Source organism: Laedolimicola sp. (assembly GCF_051972735.1).
In the GTDB taxonomy this organism is placed as follows: Bacteria; Bacillota; Clostridia; order Lachnospirales; family Lachnospiraceae; genus Laedolimicola; species Laedolimicola intestinihominis.
Window position 1 is genome coordinate 1 of the sequence record NZ_JBOKYU010000015.1, and the last position, 14,249, is coordinate 14,249.

Sequence of the window (14,249 nt, forward strand, 5' to 3'; positions counted from 1 at the left end):
GGATTATTTAACACCTTACCTCAGCTACATTAAGAATAACAAGCGACTGTTTCGCACAGCAACAGAAAATGCGGCGGTGTTGGGGATGGATAAAAGCTATGATAGGATGTTCCGTCATGTGTTTACGCCGATTCTCGACCGCTACGGTGTACTACAGCAAGATCGACCTTATATCATGGCCTTTTATATTCGGGGACTAATGGCAATTATCTCAGAATGGCTCAAGAACGACTGCACCGATTCCATTACGTATGTTACAGGTGTGATTCAGCAGTGTGTAAAAATGCCACAAAGCGAAACAACGAACGCTGTTTGACAACTTCTAGTTTTTCAACTTGCCCTTTGAGAGAGAAGAAATCCTTTTCTCAAAGGGCTTTTTTATTTATACGGATATTCGCAAACTACAAGATAAAGCCAAAACTTCATATGCTCTAATGCGGCAGAGTATGGCGACAAGCTGATTTCTCTTTTTACTTGTGAATATTCAAGAAACAATGACAGGCTTGTTGTTGTCGCTAAGAAGATATCTGAGTAATGCAGGTGAAATTAACATTAAAAATACTTTTCTGACAAGTTTATATGGTGGAAAGTGTACTTTTTCGGACGTATAATATTAGTAGACGAGGAGGTGAAGTAAGTGTTGGCAGATAACCTGATATTTCTTCGTAATATCAAAGGACTGACGCAAGAACAGGTCGCAGAAGTGATAGGAATTTCCAGACAGTCCTATTCTAAATGGGAACAGGGAGAGACTTATCCTGATATTGATAAGTGTGACAAGCTTGCAAAATACTATGGTGTTACGATAGATTCACTTGTTCATCAGGACAATAAAGTTGATGATATAAAAATTGCTCCTGCCCCGATAGGTAAGCATTTATGGGGGACAGTCACTATCGGTAGCAAAGGTCAGATTGTAATACCGAAAGTGGCAAGGGAAACATTTGAACTAAATGAAGGCGACAGATTAGTTGTTCTCGGAGATGATACAGAAGGCATTGCTCTTGTTAAGGCAGATGTCTTTGAACAGCGAGTGCAAGAAGCATTAAAATTGAGTAGGCAAATGACAAATGAATGAAACGGAGGTGCATACAATGAAATGCCCTGAATGTGGTAAAGAGATGCGTGACGGATACTTGTTTTGCAGTAAGGATGGTGCTTTTAGCTTTGCAAATAAAGTACCGGGAATATTTGAAAATGCGAAAAATGCAGAGGGCTTTGTGAAAATCACAGAGCTTAAACCAAGTCATAGAACAAGGGTAGCTGCTTCCATTTGTGAAGAGTGCAAAACAGTTATATTTAAGTATTAAGCAGTCACAATTCAATAAAGAAATTATGAGATAGGGCTGCTGTAAATACAGCCCTTTCCTTTTATATCGCTATTCCAGCCAATACACCACTCTGGTTTGTCGTTCTATTTCATCACCACTATATGTACCGTACTTTTACTAATTCCAAACTTCTTCGCCGTCTGACGCACTGTCGCATTGTTTTCTATGATATAATTCGCAATGTTTACCGCGCGTTCTTCGATATAATCCTTCAAGGTTTTCCCCCATAAGAACGTTTTTTACATCTTATGAAGGGAGAACTGCGGTTATACCCTGCCGGAAACAGATTCTCTATAGAAGCAAAACCCGGTATTGAAACCATACCTCTTTTCAGGTATAATAAATTGGGTATAAGTCTGCAAAATGGGCAGACGTTTCTACCAACCGCCAAACTGGTTGACTACCCTATTGGTAGTCATTTTTTTATTTCAGGAGGTAACGGAAATGTATGATGTATTGATTGTAGGCGCAGGGCCGGGAGGCATCTTCACCGCATATGAATTATTGGAAAAAAGACCGGATTTACGGATTGCTGTTTTTGAAATGGGAAATGAATTAAAAAAACGTCACTGTCCCATTGACGGGGATAAAATCAAATCCTGTATTCACTGCAAAAACTGTTCTATTATGAGCGGCTTTGGCGGCGCAGGGGCATTCTCAGACGGAAAATACAATATCACCAACGATTTTGGCGGTACCTTGTATGAGTATATCGGGAAAAAATCCGCCCTGGAATTGATGGAATATGTAGATAAGATTAATCTGGCCTTCGGCGGCGAGGGCACAAAGCTGTATACCACTGCCGGTTCCAGTCTGAAAACCAGCTGTATGCAAAATGGCCTGCATCTTTTGGACGCTTCTGTCCGACACCTGGGAACGGATATTAACTATATCGTTCTGGAGCATTTATATGATCATCTGAAAAAGAACGTGGATTTTCATTTTAACTGCTTTATCAATAAGGTTGAAAAGCTGGAGCAGGGATATCGGATCTATCACGGAGATTCCTGTTATGAGGGAAAAGAATGTGTAATTTCCGCAGGACGGAGCGGCAGCAAATGGATGGAGCAGGTATGTCGTGATCTGAATATCCATACCAATTCCAACCGCGTGGATATCGGCGTGCGTGTGGAGCTTCCTGCCGGAATTTTCTCCCATCTGACAGACGAATTATACGAAAGCAAGATTGTGTACCGTACCTCCAAATACGAGGATCTGGTGCGTACCTTCTGTATGAATCCCAAGGGAGAAGTCGTAAACGAGAACACCAACGGAATTGTCACCGTAAACGGACACAGCTATGAGGATCCGGCCAAGCAGACCAATAATACCAACTTCGCGTTACTGGTCGCAAAGCATTTCTCAGAGCCCTTCAAGGATTCCAACGGATACGGAGAAAGTATCGCGAGATTAAGCAATATGCTGGGCGGCGGAGTCATTGTCCAGCGCTTCGGCGATCTGATCCGGGGCCGCAGAAGCACTCCGGAAAGAATCAGCGAATCCTTTACTGTGCCCACCTTGAACGCCGCGGCGGGAGACTTAAGTCTGGTTCTTCCGAAACGAATCCTGGACGGTATTATCGAAATGATTTACGCGTTGGATAAGATTGCGCCCGGAACCGCCAACGACGATACCCTGCTGTATGGCGTAGAAGTAAAGTTCTACAATATGGAGGTCGAGCTGGATCACAATCTTATGACCTGTCACGAGGGCTTATATATCATCGGCGACGGAAGCGGTATTACCCATTCCCTGTCCCACGCTTCCGCAAGCGGAGTCTACGTGGCCAGACAGATTGCCGCCAGATTATAAAATTTCCAATCATTCTGAGGTAGTAAATGAAAAAAAATCACGACGTAAGCGCCACGGCGCTGCATATCCTTGCCATGACGCTGATGCTGATGGATCATCTCTGGGCTACGCTTCTCCCGTCCCTGGACTGGCTGACCTGCGCCGGAAGACTGGCCTTTCCCATCTTTGCGTTTATGGCGGTAGAAGGATATTTTCACACCCACAGTTTTAAAAAATACGCCCAGCGTCTGCTGTTATTCGCGGTTCTCTCTGAGATCCCCTTTGATCTGATGTACGGCGGAACCTGGTTTTATCCGGTTCACCAGAACGTAATCTGGACGCTGCTTCTGGCTCTTCTCGGTGTCCGTCTGATGGAGACTGTACGCAAAAAGCAGAAAACCTGGCTGTACCTGCTTATGGCAGCCCTGGTCACGGTAATCTGGACGCTGCTGGGAACCCTGGGCATGGTTGACTACTATGGCGCAGGTATCCTGACGGTATTTATTTTCTATTTTTTCCGGGGACGGAAATGGTGGTGCCTGCTGGGACAGTTCCTTGCGCTTTACTGGGTCAATGTGGAGATGCTGGGTGGTCTGATGTATCCCATTCACCTGTTTGGGAACGAATTTGAGATCTGTCAGCAGGGACTGGCGCTGTTGGCGCTGATTCCTATCTGGCTATACCGCGGACGGCAGGGCTACCACAGCAAGCCCTTCCAGTATCTGTGCTATGGATTTTATCCGGTGCATATGTTGGCGCTGGCAACGATTCTTAATTATGTAAACCGCTAAGCAAAGGGGCTGCCGCACGAATTTAAGTTTCGTGCGGCAGCCCCTTTCTTATTTCTTATTCAACAATTCATACATTACTCCCATAATTACAAGAAAAAGCAGCAAATATAGAGGAAGTATCCGGATCGATATGTGATTTGCAAGCAGACCAAAGAAGGGTGGCATCAGACATATGCCGACATAGGCGCTTGCCATCTGGACTCCTATCATGGCCTGCGAACGTTCTGCTCCAAAATATTCCGGTGTAGAGTGGATAATACAGGGATATATAGGCGCGCAACCCAGACCAACCAGGGAAAATCCAATCAGGGACGCAAGATTTCCCAGGGGCAGCAGCATTACCAGAATTCCCATCAGTATCATACCCTCGCCCATACGAACCATCTGTTCATCCTTCCATTTCATGGCTATAAAACCGTTGATTCCACGTCCGACGGTAATCCCAATACAAAACATTCCGGCAAAGGAAGCAGCTGTTTTGGCGTCAATTCCTTTTGCAAGATTCAAGTAGCTGCTTGCCCAAAGCATCGTTGTCTGCTCGACAGCGCAATAGCAGAAGAAACAAAGCATGATTGCCTTTGCCCCCGGAATGGAAATAATTTCCCTGAAGGTGAGCGGTTTCCCACCCCTTGTTTCTTCTCCCGCAGGATTCTCTTCCTTCCACCTGGGGAGACTGACGATCAAAACTACAGTAAGTACAATCTGCAAAAGCGATATAACCCGATATCCCTTATTCCACGCGGCTCCGCCGGTAAGTACCGCTCCCATGATGTAGGGGCCCAGCGTCGTTCCCACTCCCCACATACAATGCAGCCAGCTCATATGCTTGCTGGCGTAATGCAGCGCCACATAATTATTCAGGGAAGCGTCGACGCTTCCTGCTCCCAGTCCATAGGGAATCGCCCATAAACACAGCTGGAGAAAGCTGTGGCTGACGGAAAAGCCCCACAGCGCCAGGGCGGTAATCCCCACACTCGCCGCCGTCACCTTACCCGTTCCAAAGCGTCTGGTGAGGCGATCGCTTTGCAGGCTGGACAAAATCGTTCCAAACGCAATGATCATGGAAATCATACCTGCGTAGGACACCGGAACCTGAAACTCCGGATACATATTCGGCCATGCCGAACCCAGCAGGGCGTCCGGCAGTCCCAGACTGATAAAAGAAAGATAGATAATACCCAATAAAAAACTCATATTTTATTTTTCTCCCAGGGGAATGATAGTACATTGTATACAACATTACAGCAGCATCCCCACCGTGTGTACCGCAAACGCCGCTATCCATGCGATGACGCACTGGAGAATCACAACTGCCACGGCCCATTTTCCGCCAAGCTCCCGCTTAATGGAAGCAATGGCTGCCACACAGGGCGTATAAAGCAGGCAGAAGGTCAAAAGGCTTACCGCTGCCAGCGGAGTCAGGGCATTCAGTAACGCTCCGGTTCCGCCAAACAGGATGGACAGGGTAGATACCACGCTCTCCTTGGCCAGGAAGCCCGTAATCAGTGCTGTGGAGATCCGCCAGTCGCCGAAGCCCATGGGCTTGAAGATCGGCGCAATCACACCGGCTACATGGGCCAGGATACTGTTCTGGGAATCCGTTACCTGGGTCAGATGCAGATCGAAGGTCTGCAGAAACCAGATTACCAGCGTCGCCATGAAGATAACGGTAAATGCACGCTGCAGGAAATCCTTTGCCTTATCCCATAAAAGATGTCCCACGTTCTTTGCGCCCGGAAGCCGGTAGTTGGGCAGCTCCATAACAAAGGGGACCGCCTCGCCGCTGAACATGGTGTGACGCAGCAGCAGCGCCATCAGGATTCCCATCACGATTCCGCCAAAATACAGGGCAATCATCACCAGAGCCGCTTTTCCCGGGAAAAAGGCCGCCGCAAAGAAGCCATAGATTGGAAGCTTCGCCGAGCAGCTCATAAAGGGCGTCAACAGAATGGTCATTTTCCGGTCACGCTCAGAGGGCAGGGTACGGCTGGCCATGACGCCCGGCACCGTACAGCCGAAGCCCACCAGCATAGGCACGATGCTTCGTCCGGACAGACCGATTTTACGCAGCAGCTTGTCCATAACGAAGGCTACGCGGGCCATATAACCGCTGTCCTCCAGCAGAGACAGGAAGAAAAACAGGGTGACAATGATCGGCAGAAAGCTCAACACACTGCCCACGCCGTTAAAGATACCATCGCTCACAAGAGAATGGATGACGTCGCTGGCACCGCCTACCGTCAGCCAGTGATCTACAGCGGTTCCAAGCGCAGTAATGCCCTGATCCAGCAGATCCGACAAAAATGCGCCGATGACACCGAAGGTCAGATAAAAGACCAGGCCCATAATTCCCACAAAGCAGGGAATGGCTGTATATTTGCCCGTCAGAATCCGGTCAATTTTGACGCTGCGCAGATGCTCCTTACTCTCGTGAGGCTTTACCACCGTCTCATCGCAGACACTCTCGATAAAATCAAAACGCATGTGGGCAATGGCCGCCGCCCGATCCAGGCCACGTTCGGTCTCCATCTGGGTTACGATATGCTCCAGCATCTCTTTTTCATTCTGATCCAGATGCAGCGCTTCCAGAATCAGCTTGTCGCCCTCTGCCAGCTTGGACGCCGCGAACCGCACCGGAATCTGCGCTTCCCTGGCGTGATCCTCGATCAGATGCATAATGGCGTGCAGGCAGCGATGTACCGCGCCGCCGTCCTCATTGGCGTCGCAATAGTCGATTTCCTGGGGGCGCTCCTGATATTTGGCCACATGGAGGGCATGAGACACCAGCTCGTCAATACCCTCATTTTTCGCGGCTGAAATGGGAACCACCGGGATACCCAGCATCTCCTCCATGCGGTTGATGAGAATGGAGCCTCCGTTTTCCCGGACCTCATCCATCATATTTAAAGCCAGAACCATGGGAATATCCAGCTCCATGAGCTGCATGGTCAGATACAGATTCCGCTCAATATTCGTGGCGTCCACGATATTGATGATTCCCTTCGGATGCTCATTCAGCACGAAATTTCGGGTTACAATCTCCTCACTGGAATAGGGGGACATGGAATAGATACCCGGTAAATCCGTCACCAGGGTATTTTCTTTTCCGCGGATAGCGCCATCCTTTCGGTCTACGGTAACGCCAGGGAAGTTACCCACATGTTGATTGGAACCGGTCAGCTGGTTGAACAGGGTGGTCTTTCCGCAGTTCTGATTGCCTGCCAGCGCAAAGGTCAGCAGCGTTCCCTCCGGAAGGGGATTTTCTGTCTCTTTAAAATGATACTTTCCACCTTCGCCGAGACCCGGATGATCGATAGCTTCCCGTTTTACTTTGGGCTTCTGTTCTTTCGCGTCCCGGATATTTTCAATCTCGATTTTCTCCGCGTCCGCCAGACGCAGGGTCAGCTCATAGCTGTGAATCCGAAGCTCCATGGGATCTCCCATGGGGGCCAGCTTCACCATGGTCACCTCGCCCTGGGGAATCAATCCCATATCCAGAAAATGCTGCCGCAGCTCTCCCTCTCCGCCTACTGAAACGACGGTGGCGGTCTTCCCGATCGGTAATTCTCTTAATGTCATACTCTGCCTCTTTTACTTTTATCTTATTGAGAAATATTATCATTTATCTTCTCCTGTAAAGGTATGACAGATGAGCGCATTTGTCAAGTTATTTATGACAAACTTCTGCATTTCCTGACACAAAAATAAGACGCCCCCGATATTCGGAAGCGCCTTACATTCTCTGACATTTTCTGCTTTATTTTACGACTGCCTGGTCTACCACATAATCCATGATCTTATCATACAGAATACTGTTTTCGACGTCCTCTTTGCCGTACTGCTCCTCAAAGGCCTCGCCGGACTCTGCGCCGTACTGGCTTGCCAGTTCCTCCAGGCCGCTCTGGTACTCCTCGTCGGATACGGTCATGTTCTCAGCCTTACCGATGGCGTCGATGGCCAGGGTGCAGCCGATCTGGAACCTTGCGTTCTCCTTCAGCTTCTCATCGGTCATGCCGCTGTTGCTCAGAAAATCATCCAGGCTCATACCAAAATAGGACGCGTACTGCTCATACTGCTGCTTCTGCGTGTCCACCAGCGCCTGTACATCTGAATCCGCATATTCAAACTCGGAATCATTTACAATGGCTTCCATCACGTAGTAAGCCTTATCGGAATCCTTCTGCTGCTGCAGGCTCTCCTTCGTGGCTGCCACATACTCGTCCACAGTCTCATAATCAGTGTTCTTCTGCACGAAGGCATCGTTCCACTCCGCATCCACCTGCTCCTCGATGGCATTGATCGTCACATCAAATACCACGTCCTGACCGGCCAGATCCGGGTTCGGCGTGTAAGTATCCGGGAAGGTCAGCGGAAGCTCGAAGCTGTCACCCACATTTTTACCAATCAGACCGTCCTCAAAGCCGTCGATGAAGGAGCCGGAACCAATCAGAAGATCATATCCGCCCTCACTGGAGGAACCGCCTTCGAAAGCCTCGCCGTCCTTCTTACCCACGAAATCGATATTGACCCAGTCGCCGTCCTCTACCGTTGTCTTGTCCAGCTTCTGATATTCCGGATAGGAAGCCAGCAGGTTATCGATCTCAGACTGCACCTCATCGTCGCTTACCTCCACGTTCTCCTTCGCAATCTCCACGCCCTTATAATTGCCAAGCTTTGTAATCTTACTGTCCGGATACTGTCCCGCAATGCCGGAAGCCGTACTGTCTGTACTGCTATTGTCTGCTTCTGCGTTCTTGCTTTTTCCACAGCCGCCGGTCAGTACCAGGGTACACACCAGTGCAGCCGTAATCCATTTCTTTCTCATTGTATATTCTCCTCTTATTCTTTGTCCGAATCCGAAGTCAAACTCCCCTCTGTCTATCTGAACACGGATACCGTTTTTCCTACCATATCATATTTTCTGCCCACGGGCAAGAAAAGGCTTCTTAAGCCTTTCTTAAATCCTTATAAAACCGGCGAAAACAGTCTGGAAAACTGTTCCTTGATCCGCACCAGACAAGAACGCTTTCCGTAGAGATATTCTGTCACCTGCGTGCAGACCTTCAGATCTTCCCGAAAAATCTCCTCCATCCGGCGGGCTATTCTGATACTGTAAATGACTGCGTTGACTTCGAAATTCAGCTTGAAGCTTCGGATATCCATATTAGCGGTGCCGTAGCAGCTGACCAGGCCGTCCACCACCATGCCCTTGGCGTGCAGAAAGCCGTTATCATACGTATAGCATTTGACCCCGGCTGCCAGCAGATCACCGATATAGGAGTAGGTCGCCCAGTACACAAAGGGATGATCAGGCTTACAGGGAATCATCACCCGCACATCCACGCCCGACATGGCCGCGATCCGCAGGGCGTCCAGCACTGCGTTATCCGGAATGAAATAAGGAGTCTGAATGTAGATACTCTTTCGGGCCTTGCTGATCATTTTCAGGTAGACGTTGCGGATATTCTGCCACTTGGAGTCCGGTCCGCTGGAAATAATCTGGATGGCTTCGCTGCCCGGCTTTTCCTCTGGCCGGTAAGTGAAATAGCTGTCACGGGCAAACAGATTCTGCTTTGTCGCGTAATTCCAGTCCAGAATGAACCGGATATGCAAAGCCAGCACCGCGCTTCCACGGATGCGCAGATGGGTGTCGCGCCAGTATCCGAATTTCGGCGACAGTCCGATATATTCCCGTCCGATATTGAAGCCCCCAACAAAGGCCGTTTTCCCATCAATTACTACGATTTTCCGATGATTTCGATAGTTTACACGAAGCTGCAGGCTTCCGAGAATAGCCGGAAAAAACTCGCCCACATGAATACCCAGAGATCGAATCCGCCTCCAGTCCGAGTGCTTCATACTCCGACAGCCCATGCTGTCATAGAGGATGCGGACTTCTACGCCTTCTTTTACTTTTCGCGCCAACAGTTCCTCAAAAGGCTTCCAGAGTTCGTCATTTCGGATAATATAGTACTGAATATGAATAAATTTCTCTGCCTTTTCAATCTCTTCATAGAGCGCCCGGAACTTCTCTTTGCCGTCGGTGTATATCTCCACATCGTTGTCCGCTGTGTAGACCGCGTCCGCCGCCTCCAGATTCATCAGTACTGTGTCCGAGAACTTCCGAAGACGCGGATCGCTGGGCGCGAACTCGTCCCGAAAGATGCTTTCCTCCTGCCCCCTTACCGCCGAACACATGGCGTCCTCGATTTCCTTTGTCCGGAACATCTGTCTCTTATGAAAATCATAACCGATAATAAAATACAGGAAGATGCCCAGAATCGGGATAAAATACAGCACCAGCAGCCAGGTCCACACGGTCTTCGGATCTCGGCGCTCGAAAAATACAATGACAATCGACAGTATAATATTAATAAAAATCAGATGCTCCATCCAGAAATTTGCCATCCGGATGAGAAACTGTCCCAGCCAAATCAGAATTTCCATACACTCATCTCCTGTTACGACTTTCCTGTCTTCAGGCTGTATTGAACTGTTACCTGCATTCTACCATTTTTCCTTGCACTTTACCATAAAAACTGCTATAATATCACTCATGTGAATGACCCAGGAGGAATAAGTTTATGTCAAAGCTTACCATCGCATTAATCGTGATTCTGCTGGTGCTGGTTGTGGCGCTGGTGGTTCTCTATTTTGTAGGAAGAAAAGCGCAGCGCCGTCAGATCGCCCAGAAGGAGCAGATGGACGCAGTAGCACAGACCGTCAGCATGCTGATCATCGACAAGAAAAAGCTGAGGCTGTCCCAGTCAGGCCTGCCGGAGCAGGTCATTGAGCAGACCCCGAAGCTTCTTCGCCGGAACAAGATGCCCATCGTTAAAGCCAAGGTTGGTCCCAGGATCATGACCCTTGCCTGCGACGCGCAGGTATTTGAACTGCTTCCGGTTAAAAAGGAAGTCAAGGTCGTAGTCAGCGGTATCTACATCACCGAGATTAAGAGCGCCCGCGGCGGACTGGAAGTGCCGGAGAAGAAGAAAAAAGGCTTCTTCAAGCGTCTGTTTAACAAGTAAATAATGCGAAAAGCAAAGCAGGAGTTCCGATTCAGAACTCCTGTTTTTTATGCTTCCGGCGTCTGGAGACTTAAGTTTCCCGCCTCCCGGGGCCGGATATTCATTTTAATATTGCATTCAGCCAGATGCTCATCATTGACCTCCAGCACATAATCCACCGCCACGTCAATGGCATCCTCCGTCTCTTCCACCTTTACATCTCTGGCCAGAATGCTAAGATCCAGAATTCCATAAGGCGTCTGATAACGGGTTAAAGTCTTCTTTCCCTTTTCAAATATCATCCGGGTATTCGTCAGTCCCCGCTTCATAACCTCCAGGGAATTGTCCCCAATTTTAATGGTGTTGCTGATATGACCGCTTAAGCCTTCCACAACCTCATCGTAGACCACGTAATGCTTGCCGTTCCGGTTATAATAATCCCCGGCTGTAACGACCTCCACATTACCGTCCTCTTCCTCTATCATATGAAGACCTGCAATACTCAGCAGAATCTCTTTTTTCACCTCTGATACACCTCTGTTTCTAATATTCCTCGATCGGAACCTGCTTCGCCGTTGTAATATCAATGGGCAGAATGGAATCCGCGAAGGTCCGGAACTTTTCCGCCTGATCACTGACAAAGAATTCATAGGGATTCTCCTCGATCTTACTGCCGCCGCAATTCTCTATATTCTCCCGTCTAAGAAGCTGCTTCAGCTCCATCGCCGTCTCATAGGCCGGGTTCACCAGCACCACATCCGGTCCCATAATGTCTGCCACCATGGAACGCAGAAGCGGATAATGGGTGCAGCCTAAAATCAGCGTATCAATCTTTCGTTCCTTCATTTCCTGCAGATAGCGCTCCGCCACTATACGGGTCACCGGATCCTTGCGCCAGCCCTCTTCCACCAGGGGTACAAACAGGGGACAGGCCTTTTCAAACACCTGTGCCTCAGGACGCAGGCTCTGTATGTATTTCTGATAAATATGACTTCCCACGGTAGCCGCCGTACCGATGACGCCGATATTACCGCCGATGCTCTCTCTGGCTGCCACGCGGGCTCCCGGACGCACCACGCCGATCACCGGGATATCCATCTCCTGCTGCAGTGCCTCCAGCGCGTAGGCGCTGGCTGTATTGCAGGCCACCACGATGACCTTCACGCCTCTGGTCTTCAGAAAGCGGGCAATCTGACAGGAATAGCGGATAATCGTCTTACCGCTTTTACTTCCATAGGGAACCCGCGCCGTATCTCCGAAGTACACGATCCGCTCCTCCGGAATCTGACGCATAATCTCCCGCGCCACCGTCAGGCCGCCGATTCCGGAATCGAAGACGCCGATGGGGGCCTCTCTTAAATCATTCATCTGTTTCTCCTATATAAGCCTCCGGCTCTTTCTGGTTCAAAAATGTGAGATATCGAAACCGGATCCGCACTTCTTTTTCCGCCGCCCCCGGCATACAGTAATCCGGGTACAGGCCGCCCCACCAGGCTGTCTGCTCTACGCGGACAGGCTTCGACTTCTGTACATATCCGGCGTACAGGCAGGTTCCCGCCGCTCCCAGAAGCAGCGATAAGATAAGCAATGCAAGCTCCCCATGCCTTCTGACATAAGTTTCGATATCTTTTTTCCATTTATTTTCAAGTATTTGTTTTATTATATTCATGGCTCCTCCTGAAAATCATTTTCCAGAGGATACCCTGTTTTTTGCTTTTTATGCGAAGCTTTTATGCCTTCTCCGCTTTCTTTTTCTCATTTTCCCGGATGGCGGCCAGAATTGCTTCTTTCTGGTTATCGATATGCTGTCCTACCATGGTACACACGGCTTCCTTATCACCGTTCCTGATATTCTCAAAGATGGCCTGATGCTCGCCGTCCAGCTTCTCATGGCTGTGCGTATCCTTTAAGTACTCCAGACGGTAACGGTACATCTGCTCCCGCAGATTGTTTAGAATACTGATCAGGCGTTGATTGTCCGTAGCCGCGTAAATGATATCGTGGAACTTCACGTCCGCCGCCGCCAGGCTGGTGTAATCGTCGGAATCCTTCAGCTTGCGGAATTCCTCACCGGCCTCGGCAAGCTCATCAAGAAGCTCCGGCGTAATCCGGTCGCAGGCGATCTCCGCCGCCATTACTTCCAGTGTGCGCCGCACCTCCAGCACATCCTTCAAATCCTTTTCCGTAATGCTGGCCACGATGGCTCCCCGTCTCGGAATCATCACAACCAGACCTTCCAGCTCCAGTTTCCTTATGGCCTCACGGATCGGCGTACGGCTTACGCCCAGACGGTCTGCCAGATGGATCTCCATCAGACGTTCGCCCGGTTCCAGCTCGCCTCTTAAAATCGCCTGCCGCAGGGTCTGAAATACCACATCCCGCAGCGGAAGATATTCATTCATAGTTGCGTTAATTTCCTGACTCATCAGCCATTCCTCCTGTTGTTATTATACGGTGTGGTCAGAAACAGCTGCTTCGCCAGGCGGCTTTTGCGAATGGCCGCCATCGCTCTGCGGGCCTGCATCCGATCTTCATAAATACCGAATACGGTGGGGCCGCTGCCGCTCATCAGGGCTACAGCCGCTCCGTTCTCTTCCATAGTCTCTTTCAGCTTTCCAATGACCGGGTAGGCGCTCGCGGTCACTGTTTCCAGTACATTGCCGTCCCGTAAGGCCTCTGCCATACCCCGGAGATCCTGCTTTTTCAGGGCGTCCAGAATGCCGTCGATATCCGGATGCTGCTCCGGTCTTAAATCATTGGCATGCAGGTTCTCATAGACATATTTGGTCGATACGCTGATACCTGGCTTGGCCACCAGAATGTTGCAGGGCGGCATGGGCGGTAAGGAAGTCAGCCTCTCTCCGATACCCTCAGCCAGGGCGGTTCCGCGCATGATACAATAGGGTACGTCGGCGCCGATCTTCACACCGCGCTCCATGAGCTGCTCCTGGGACAGGCCCAGACCGTACATGCGGTTCAGGCCGTAGAGAACAGCCGCCGCGTCGGAGCTTCCGCCTGCCATACCTGCTGCTACCGGGATATATTTCTTCAAATCAATGGAAAGTCCGCCCGGAATGTCAAACTCCTCAAATAGCAGATTCGCAGCCTTATATACCAGATTATTTTCATTGGCGGGCAGATAGTAGAGATTCGTTCTGACCCGGATTCCTTCTTTGTCCTGCTTCACCAGCGCAAGACGATCAAAAATACGCACTGTCTGCATAATCATCCGTACGTCGTGATATCCGTCTTCCCTTTTCCGGAGCACGTCCAGGCCCAGATTGATCTTTGCCAGTGCTTTTAACTGCATCTTATCCATAGTATTGTAC

General features: G+C 49.5%; 15 protein-coding genes, 2 pseudogenes and 1 riboswitch. Of the genes and pseudogenes, 7 read left to right on the forward strand and 10 right to left on the reverse strand.

Going from position 1 to position 14,249, the window contains the following annotated elements:
* The 4 genes and pseudogenes from ACTRC3_RS05365 to ACTRC3_RS05380 form a co-directional block, all read left to right on the forward strand.
* On the forward strand, nt 1–316 hold a 316-nt coding region (locus ACTRC3_RS05365), incomplete at its 5' end, for a TetR-like C-terminal domain-containing protein (protein ID WP_440322095.1).
* 123 nt (nt 317–439) lie between these two features.
* Nucleotides 440–535 (forward strand): annotated as a pseudogene (locus tag ACTRC3_RS05370) (class B sortase); the annotation flags it as partial.
* Nucleotides 536–637: 102 nt separating this feature from the next.
* The gene (locus ACTRC3_RS05375; protein ID WP_440322097.1) at nt 638–1,078 is read left to right on the forward strand and encodes a helix-turn-helix domain-containing protein; all 441 of its coding nucleotides are present in this window, start codon (nt 638–640) and stop codon (nt 1,076–1,078) included.
* 16 nt (nt 1,079–1,094) lie between these two features.
* Complete coding sequence (locus tag ACTRC3_RS05380; RefSeq protein WP_440322098.1) at nt 1,095–1,310, forward strand: PF20097 family protein; 216 nt, start codon at nt 1,095–1,097, stop codon at nt 1,308–1,310.
* A gap of 122 nt (nt 1,311–1,432) precedes the next feature.
* On the opposite strand, the pseudogene ACTRC3_RS05385 reads toward ACTRC3_RS05380, so the two are convergent.
* Nucleotides 1,433–1,546, reverse strand: a pseudogene (locus ACTRC3_RS05385) (sporulation transcriptional regulator SpoIIID); the annotation flags it as partial.
* A 111-nt stretch (nt 1,547–1,657) separates the two neighbouring features.
* Nucleotides 1,658–1,754, forward strand: a riboswitch (purine riboswitch).
* Between the two features lie 21 nt (nt 1,755–1,775).
* On the opposite strand from ACTRC3_RS05385, the gene ACTRC3_RS05390 reads away from it, so the two are divergent.
* Together ACTRC3_RS05390 and ACTRC3_RS05395 are read left to right on the forward strand one after the other, a co-directional pair.
* Complete coding sequence (locus tag ACTRC3_RS05390) at nt 1,776–3,143, forward strand: NAD(P)/FAD-dependent oxidoreductase (protein ID WP_178038243.1); 1,368 nt, start codon at nt 1,776–1,778, stop codon at nt 3,141–3,143.
* 26 nt (nt 3,144–3,169) lie between these two features.
* On the forward strand, nt 3,170–3,913 hold the full coding sequence (locus ACTRC3_RS05395; protein ID WP_440322101.1) for a TraX family protein: 744 nt from the start codon (nt 3,170–3,172) through the stop codon (nt 3,911–3,913).
* A gap of 48 nt (nt 3,914–3,961) precedes the next feature.
* Here the strand turns inward: ACTRC3_RS05395 and ACTRC3_RS05400 are convergent, their stop codons facing one another.
* The 4 genes from ACTRC3_RS05400 to cls all read right to left on the reverse strand — a co-directional run bounded on the left by ACTRC3_RS05400 (nt 3,962) and on the right by cls (nt 10,360).
* Nucleotides 3,962–5,107: an MFS transporter gene (locus ACTRC3_RS05400; RefSeq protein ID WP_440322103.1), complete on the reverse strand. Its 1,146-nt coding sequence runs from the start codon at nt 5,105–5,107 to the stop codon at nt 3,962–3,964.
* A 45-nt stretch (nt 5,108–5,152) separates the two neighbouring features.
* Nucleotides 5,153–7,492: a ferrous iron transport protein B gene (feoB, locus tag ACTRC3_RS05405; protein WP_440322104.1), complete on the reverse strand. Its 2,340-nt coding sequence runs from the start codon at nt 7,490–7,492 to the stop codon at nt 5,153–5,155.
* A gap of 178 nt (nt 7,493–7,670) precedes the next feature.
* A complete protein-coding gene (tig, locus tag ACTRC3_RS05410) occupies nt 7,671–8,738 on the reverse strand; it encodes a trigger factor (protein ID WP_440322106.1) in 1,068 nt (355 codons plus the stop codon).
* A 140-nt stretch (nt 8,739–8,878) separates the two neighbouring features.
* A complete protein-coding gene (gene cls / locus ACTRC3_RS05415; protein ID WP_440322108.1) occupies nt 8,879–10,360 on the reverse strand; it encodes a cardiolipin synthase in 1,482 nt (493 codons plus the stop codon).
* A gap of 137 nt (nt 10,361–10,497) precedes the next feature.
* Here cls and ACTRC3_RS05420 point away from each other — a divergent pair, with 137 nt between their 5' ends.
* Nucleotides 10,498–10,941: a hypothetical protein gene (locus tag ACTRC3_RS05420; protein WP_178038249.1), complete on the forward strand. Its 444-nt coding sequence runs from the start codon at nt 10,498–10,500 to the stop codon at nt 10,939–10,941.
* A 47-nt stretch (nt 10,942–10,988) separates the two neighbouring features.
* Here the strand turns inward: ACTRC3_RS05420 and ACTRC3_RS05425 are convergent, their stop codons facing one another.
* From ACTRC3_RS05425 to ispE, 5 genes are all read right to left on the reverse strand, one after another.
* On the reverse strand, nt 10,989–11,444 hold the full coding sequence (locus tag ACTRC3_RS05425) for a DUF1934 domain-containing protein (protein WP_440322110.1): 456 nt from the start codon (nt 11,442–11,444) through the stop codon (nt 10,989–10,991).
* 19 nt (nt 11,445–11,463) lie between these two features.
* Entirely contained in the window at nt 11,464–12,288 is an 825-nt protein-coding gene (gene murI, locus ACTRC3_RS05430; protein WP_440322112.1) for a glutamate racemase, read from the reverse strand.
* Entirely contained in the window at nt 12,281–12,589 is a 309-nt protein-coding gene (locus ACTRC3_RS05435; RefSeq protein WP_178038252.1) for a hypothetical protein, read from the reverse strand. Before ACTRC3_RS05435 ends, murI begins: the two co-directional genes overlap by 8 nt.
* A 61-nt stretch (nt 12,590–12,650) precedes the next feature.
* Entirely contained in the window at nt 12,651–13,346 is a 696-nt protein-coding gene (locus ACTRC3_RS05440) for an FCD domain-containing protein (protein WP_178038253.1), read from the reverse strand.
* Nucleotides 13,346–14,239 (reverse strand): 4-(cytidine 5'-diphospho)-2-C-methyl-D-erythritol kinase, encoded by an 894-nt coding sequence (ispE, locus tag ACTRC3_RS05445; RefSeq protein WP_349163869.1) that lies wholly within the window; start codon nt 14,237–14,239, stop codon nt 13,346–13,348. Before ispE ends, ACTRC3_RS05440 begins: the two co-directional genes overlap by 1 nt.
* Nucleotides 14,240–14,249 lie beyond the last annotated feature (10 nt).

What these genes read in the sequence shown, in the direction of transcription:
- ACTRC3_RS05380 (WP_440322098.1), top strand. Translation starts at nt 1,095, where the DNA reads ATGAAATGCCCTGAATGTGGTAAAGAGATGCGTGACGGATACTTGTTT.
- ACTRC3_RS05390 (WP_178038243.1), top strand. Translation starts at nt 1,776, where the DNA reads ATGTATGATGTATTGATTGTAGGCGCAGGGCCGGGAGGCATCTTCACC.
- ACTRC3_RS05395 (WP_440322101.1), top strand. Translation starts at nt 3,170, where the DNA reads ATGAAAAAAAATCACGACGTAAGCGCCACGGCGCTGCATATCCTTGCC.
- ACTRC3_RS05400 (WP_440322103.1), bottom strand. Translation starts at nt 5,107, where the DNA reads ATGAGTTTTTTATTGGGTATTATCTATCTTTCTTTTATCAGTCTGGGA.
- feoB (WP_440322104.1), bottom strand. Translation starts at nt 7,492, where the DNA reads ATGACATTAAGAGAATTACCGATCGGGAAGACCGCCACCGTCGTTTCA.
- tig (WP_440322106.1), bottom strand. Translation starts at nt 8,738, where the DNA reads ATGAGAAAGAAATGGATTACGGCTGCACTGGTGTGTACCCTGGTACTG.
- cls (WP_440322108.1), bottom strand. Translation starts at nt 10,360, where the DNA reads ATGGAAATTCTGATTTGGCTGGGACAGTTTCTCATCCGGATGGCAAAT.
- ACTRC3_RS05420 (WP_178038249.1), top strand. Translation starts at nt 10,498, where the DNA reads ATGTCAAAGCTTACCATCGCATTAATCGTGATTCTGCTGGTGCTGGTT.
- murI (WP_440322112.1), bottom strand. Translation starts at nt 12,288, where the DNA reads ATGAATGATTTAAGAGAGGCCCCCATCGGCGTCTTCGATTCCGGAATC.
- ACTRC3_RS05435 (WP_178038252.1), bottom strand. Translation starts at nt 12,589, where the DNA reads ATGAATATAATAAAACAAATACTTGAAAATAAATGGAAAAAAGATATC.
- ACTRC3_RS05440 (WP_178038253.1), bottom strand. Translation starts at nt 13,346, where the DNA reads ATGAGTCAGGAAATTAACGCAACTATGAATGAATATCTTCCGCTGCGG.
- ispE (WP_349163869.1), bottom strand. Translation starts at nt 14,239, where the DNA reads ATGGATAAGATGCAGTTAAAAGCACTGGCAAAGATCAATCTGGGCCTG.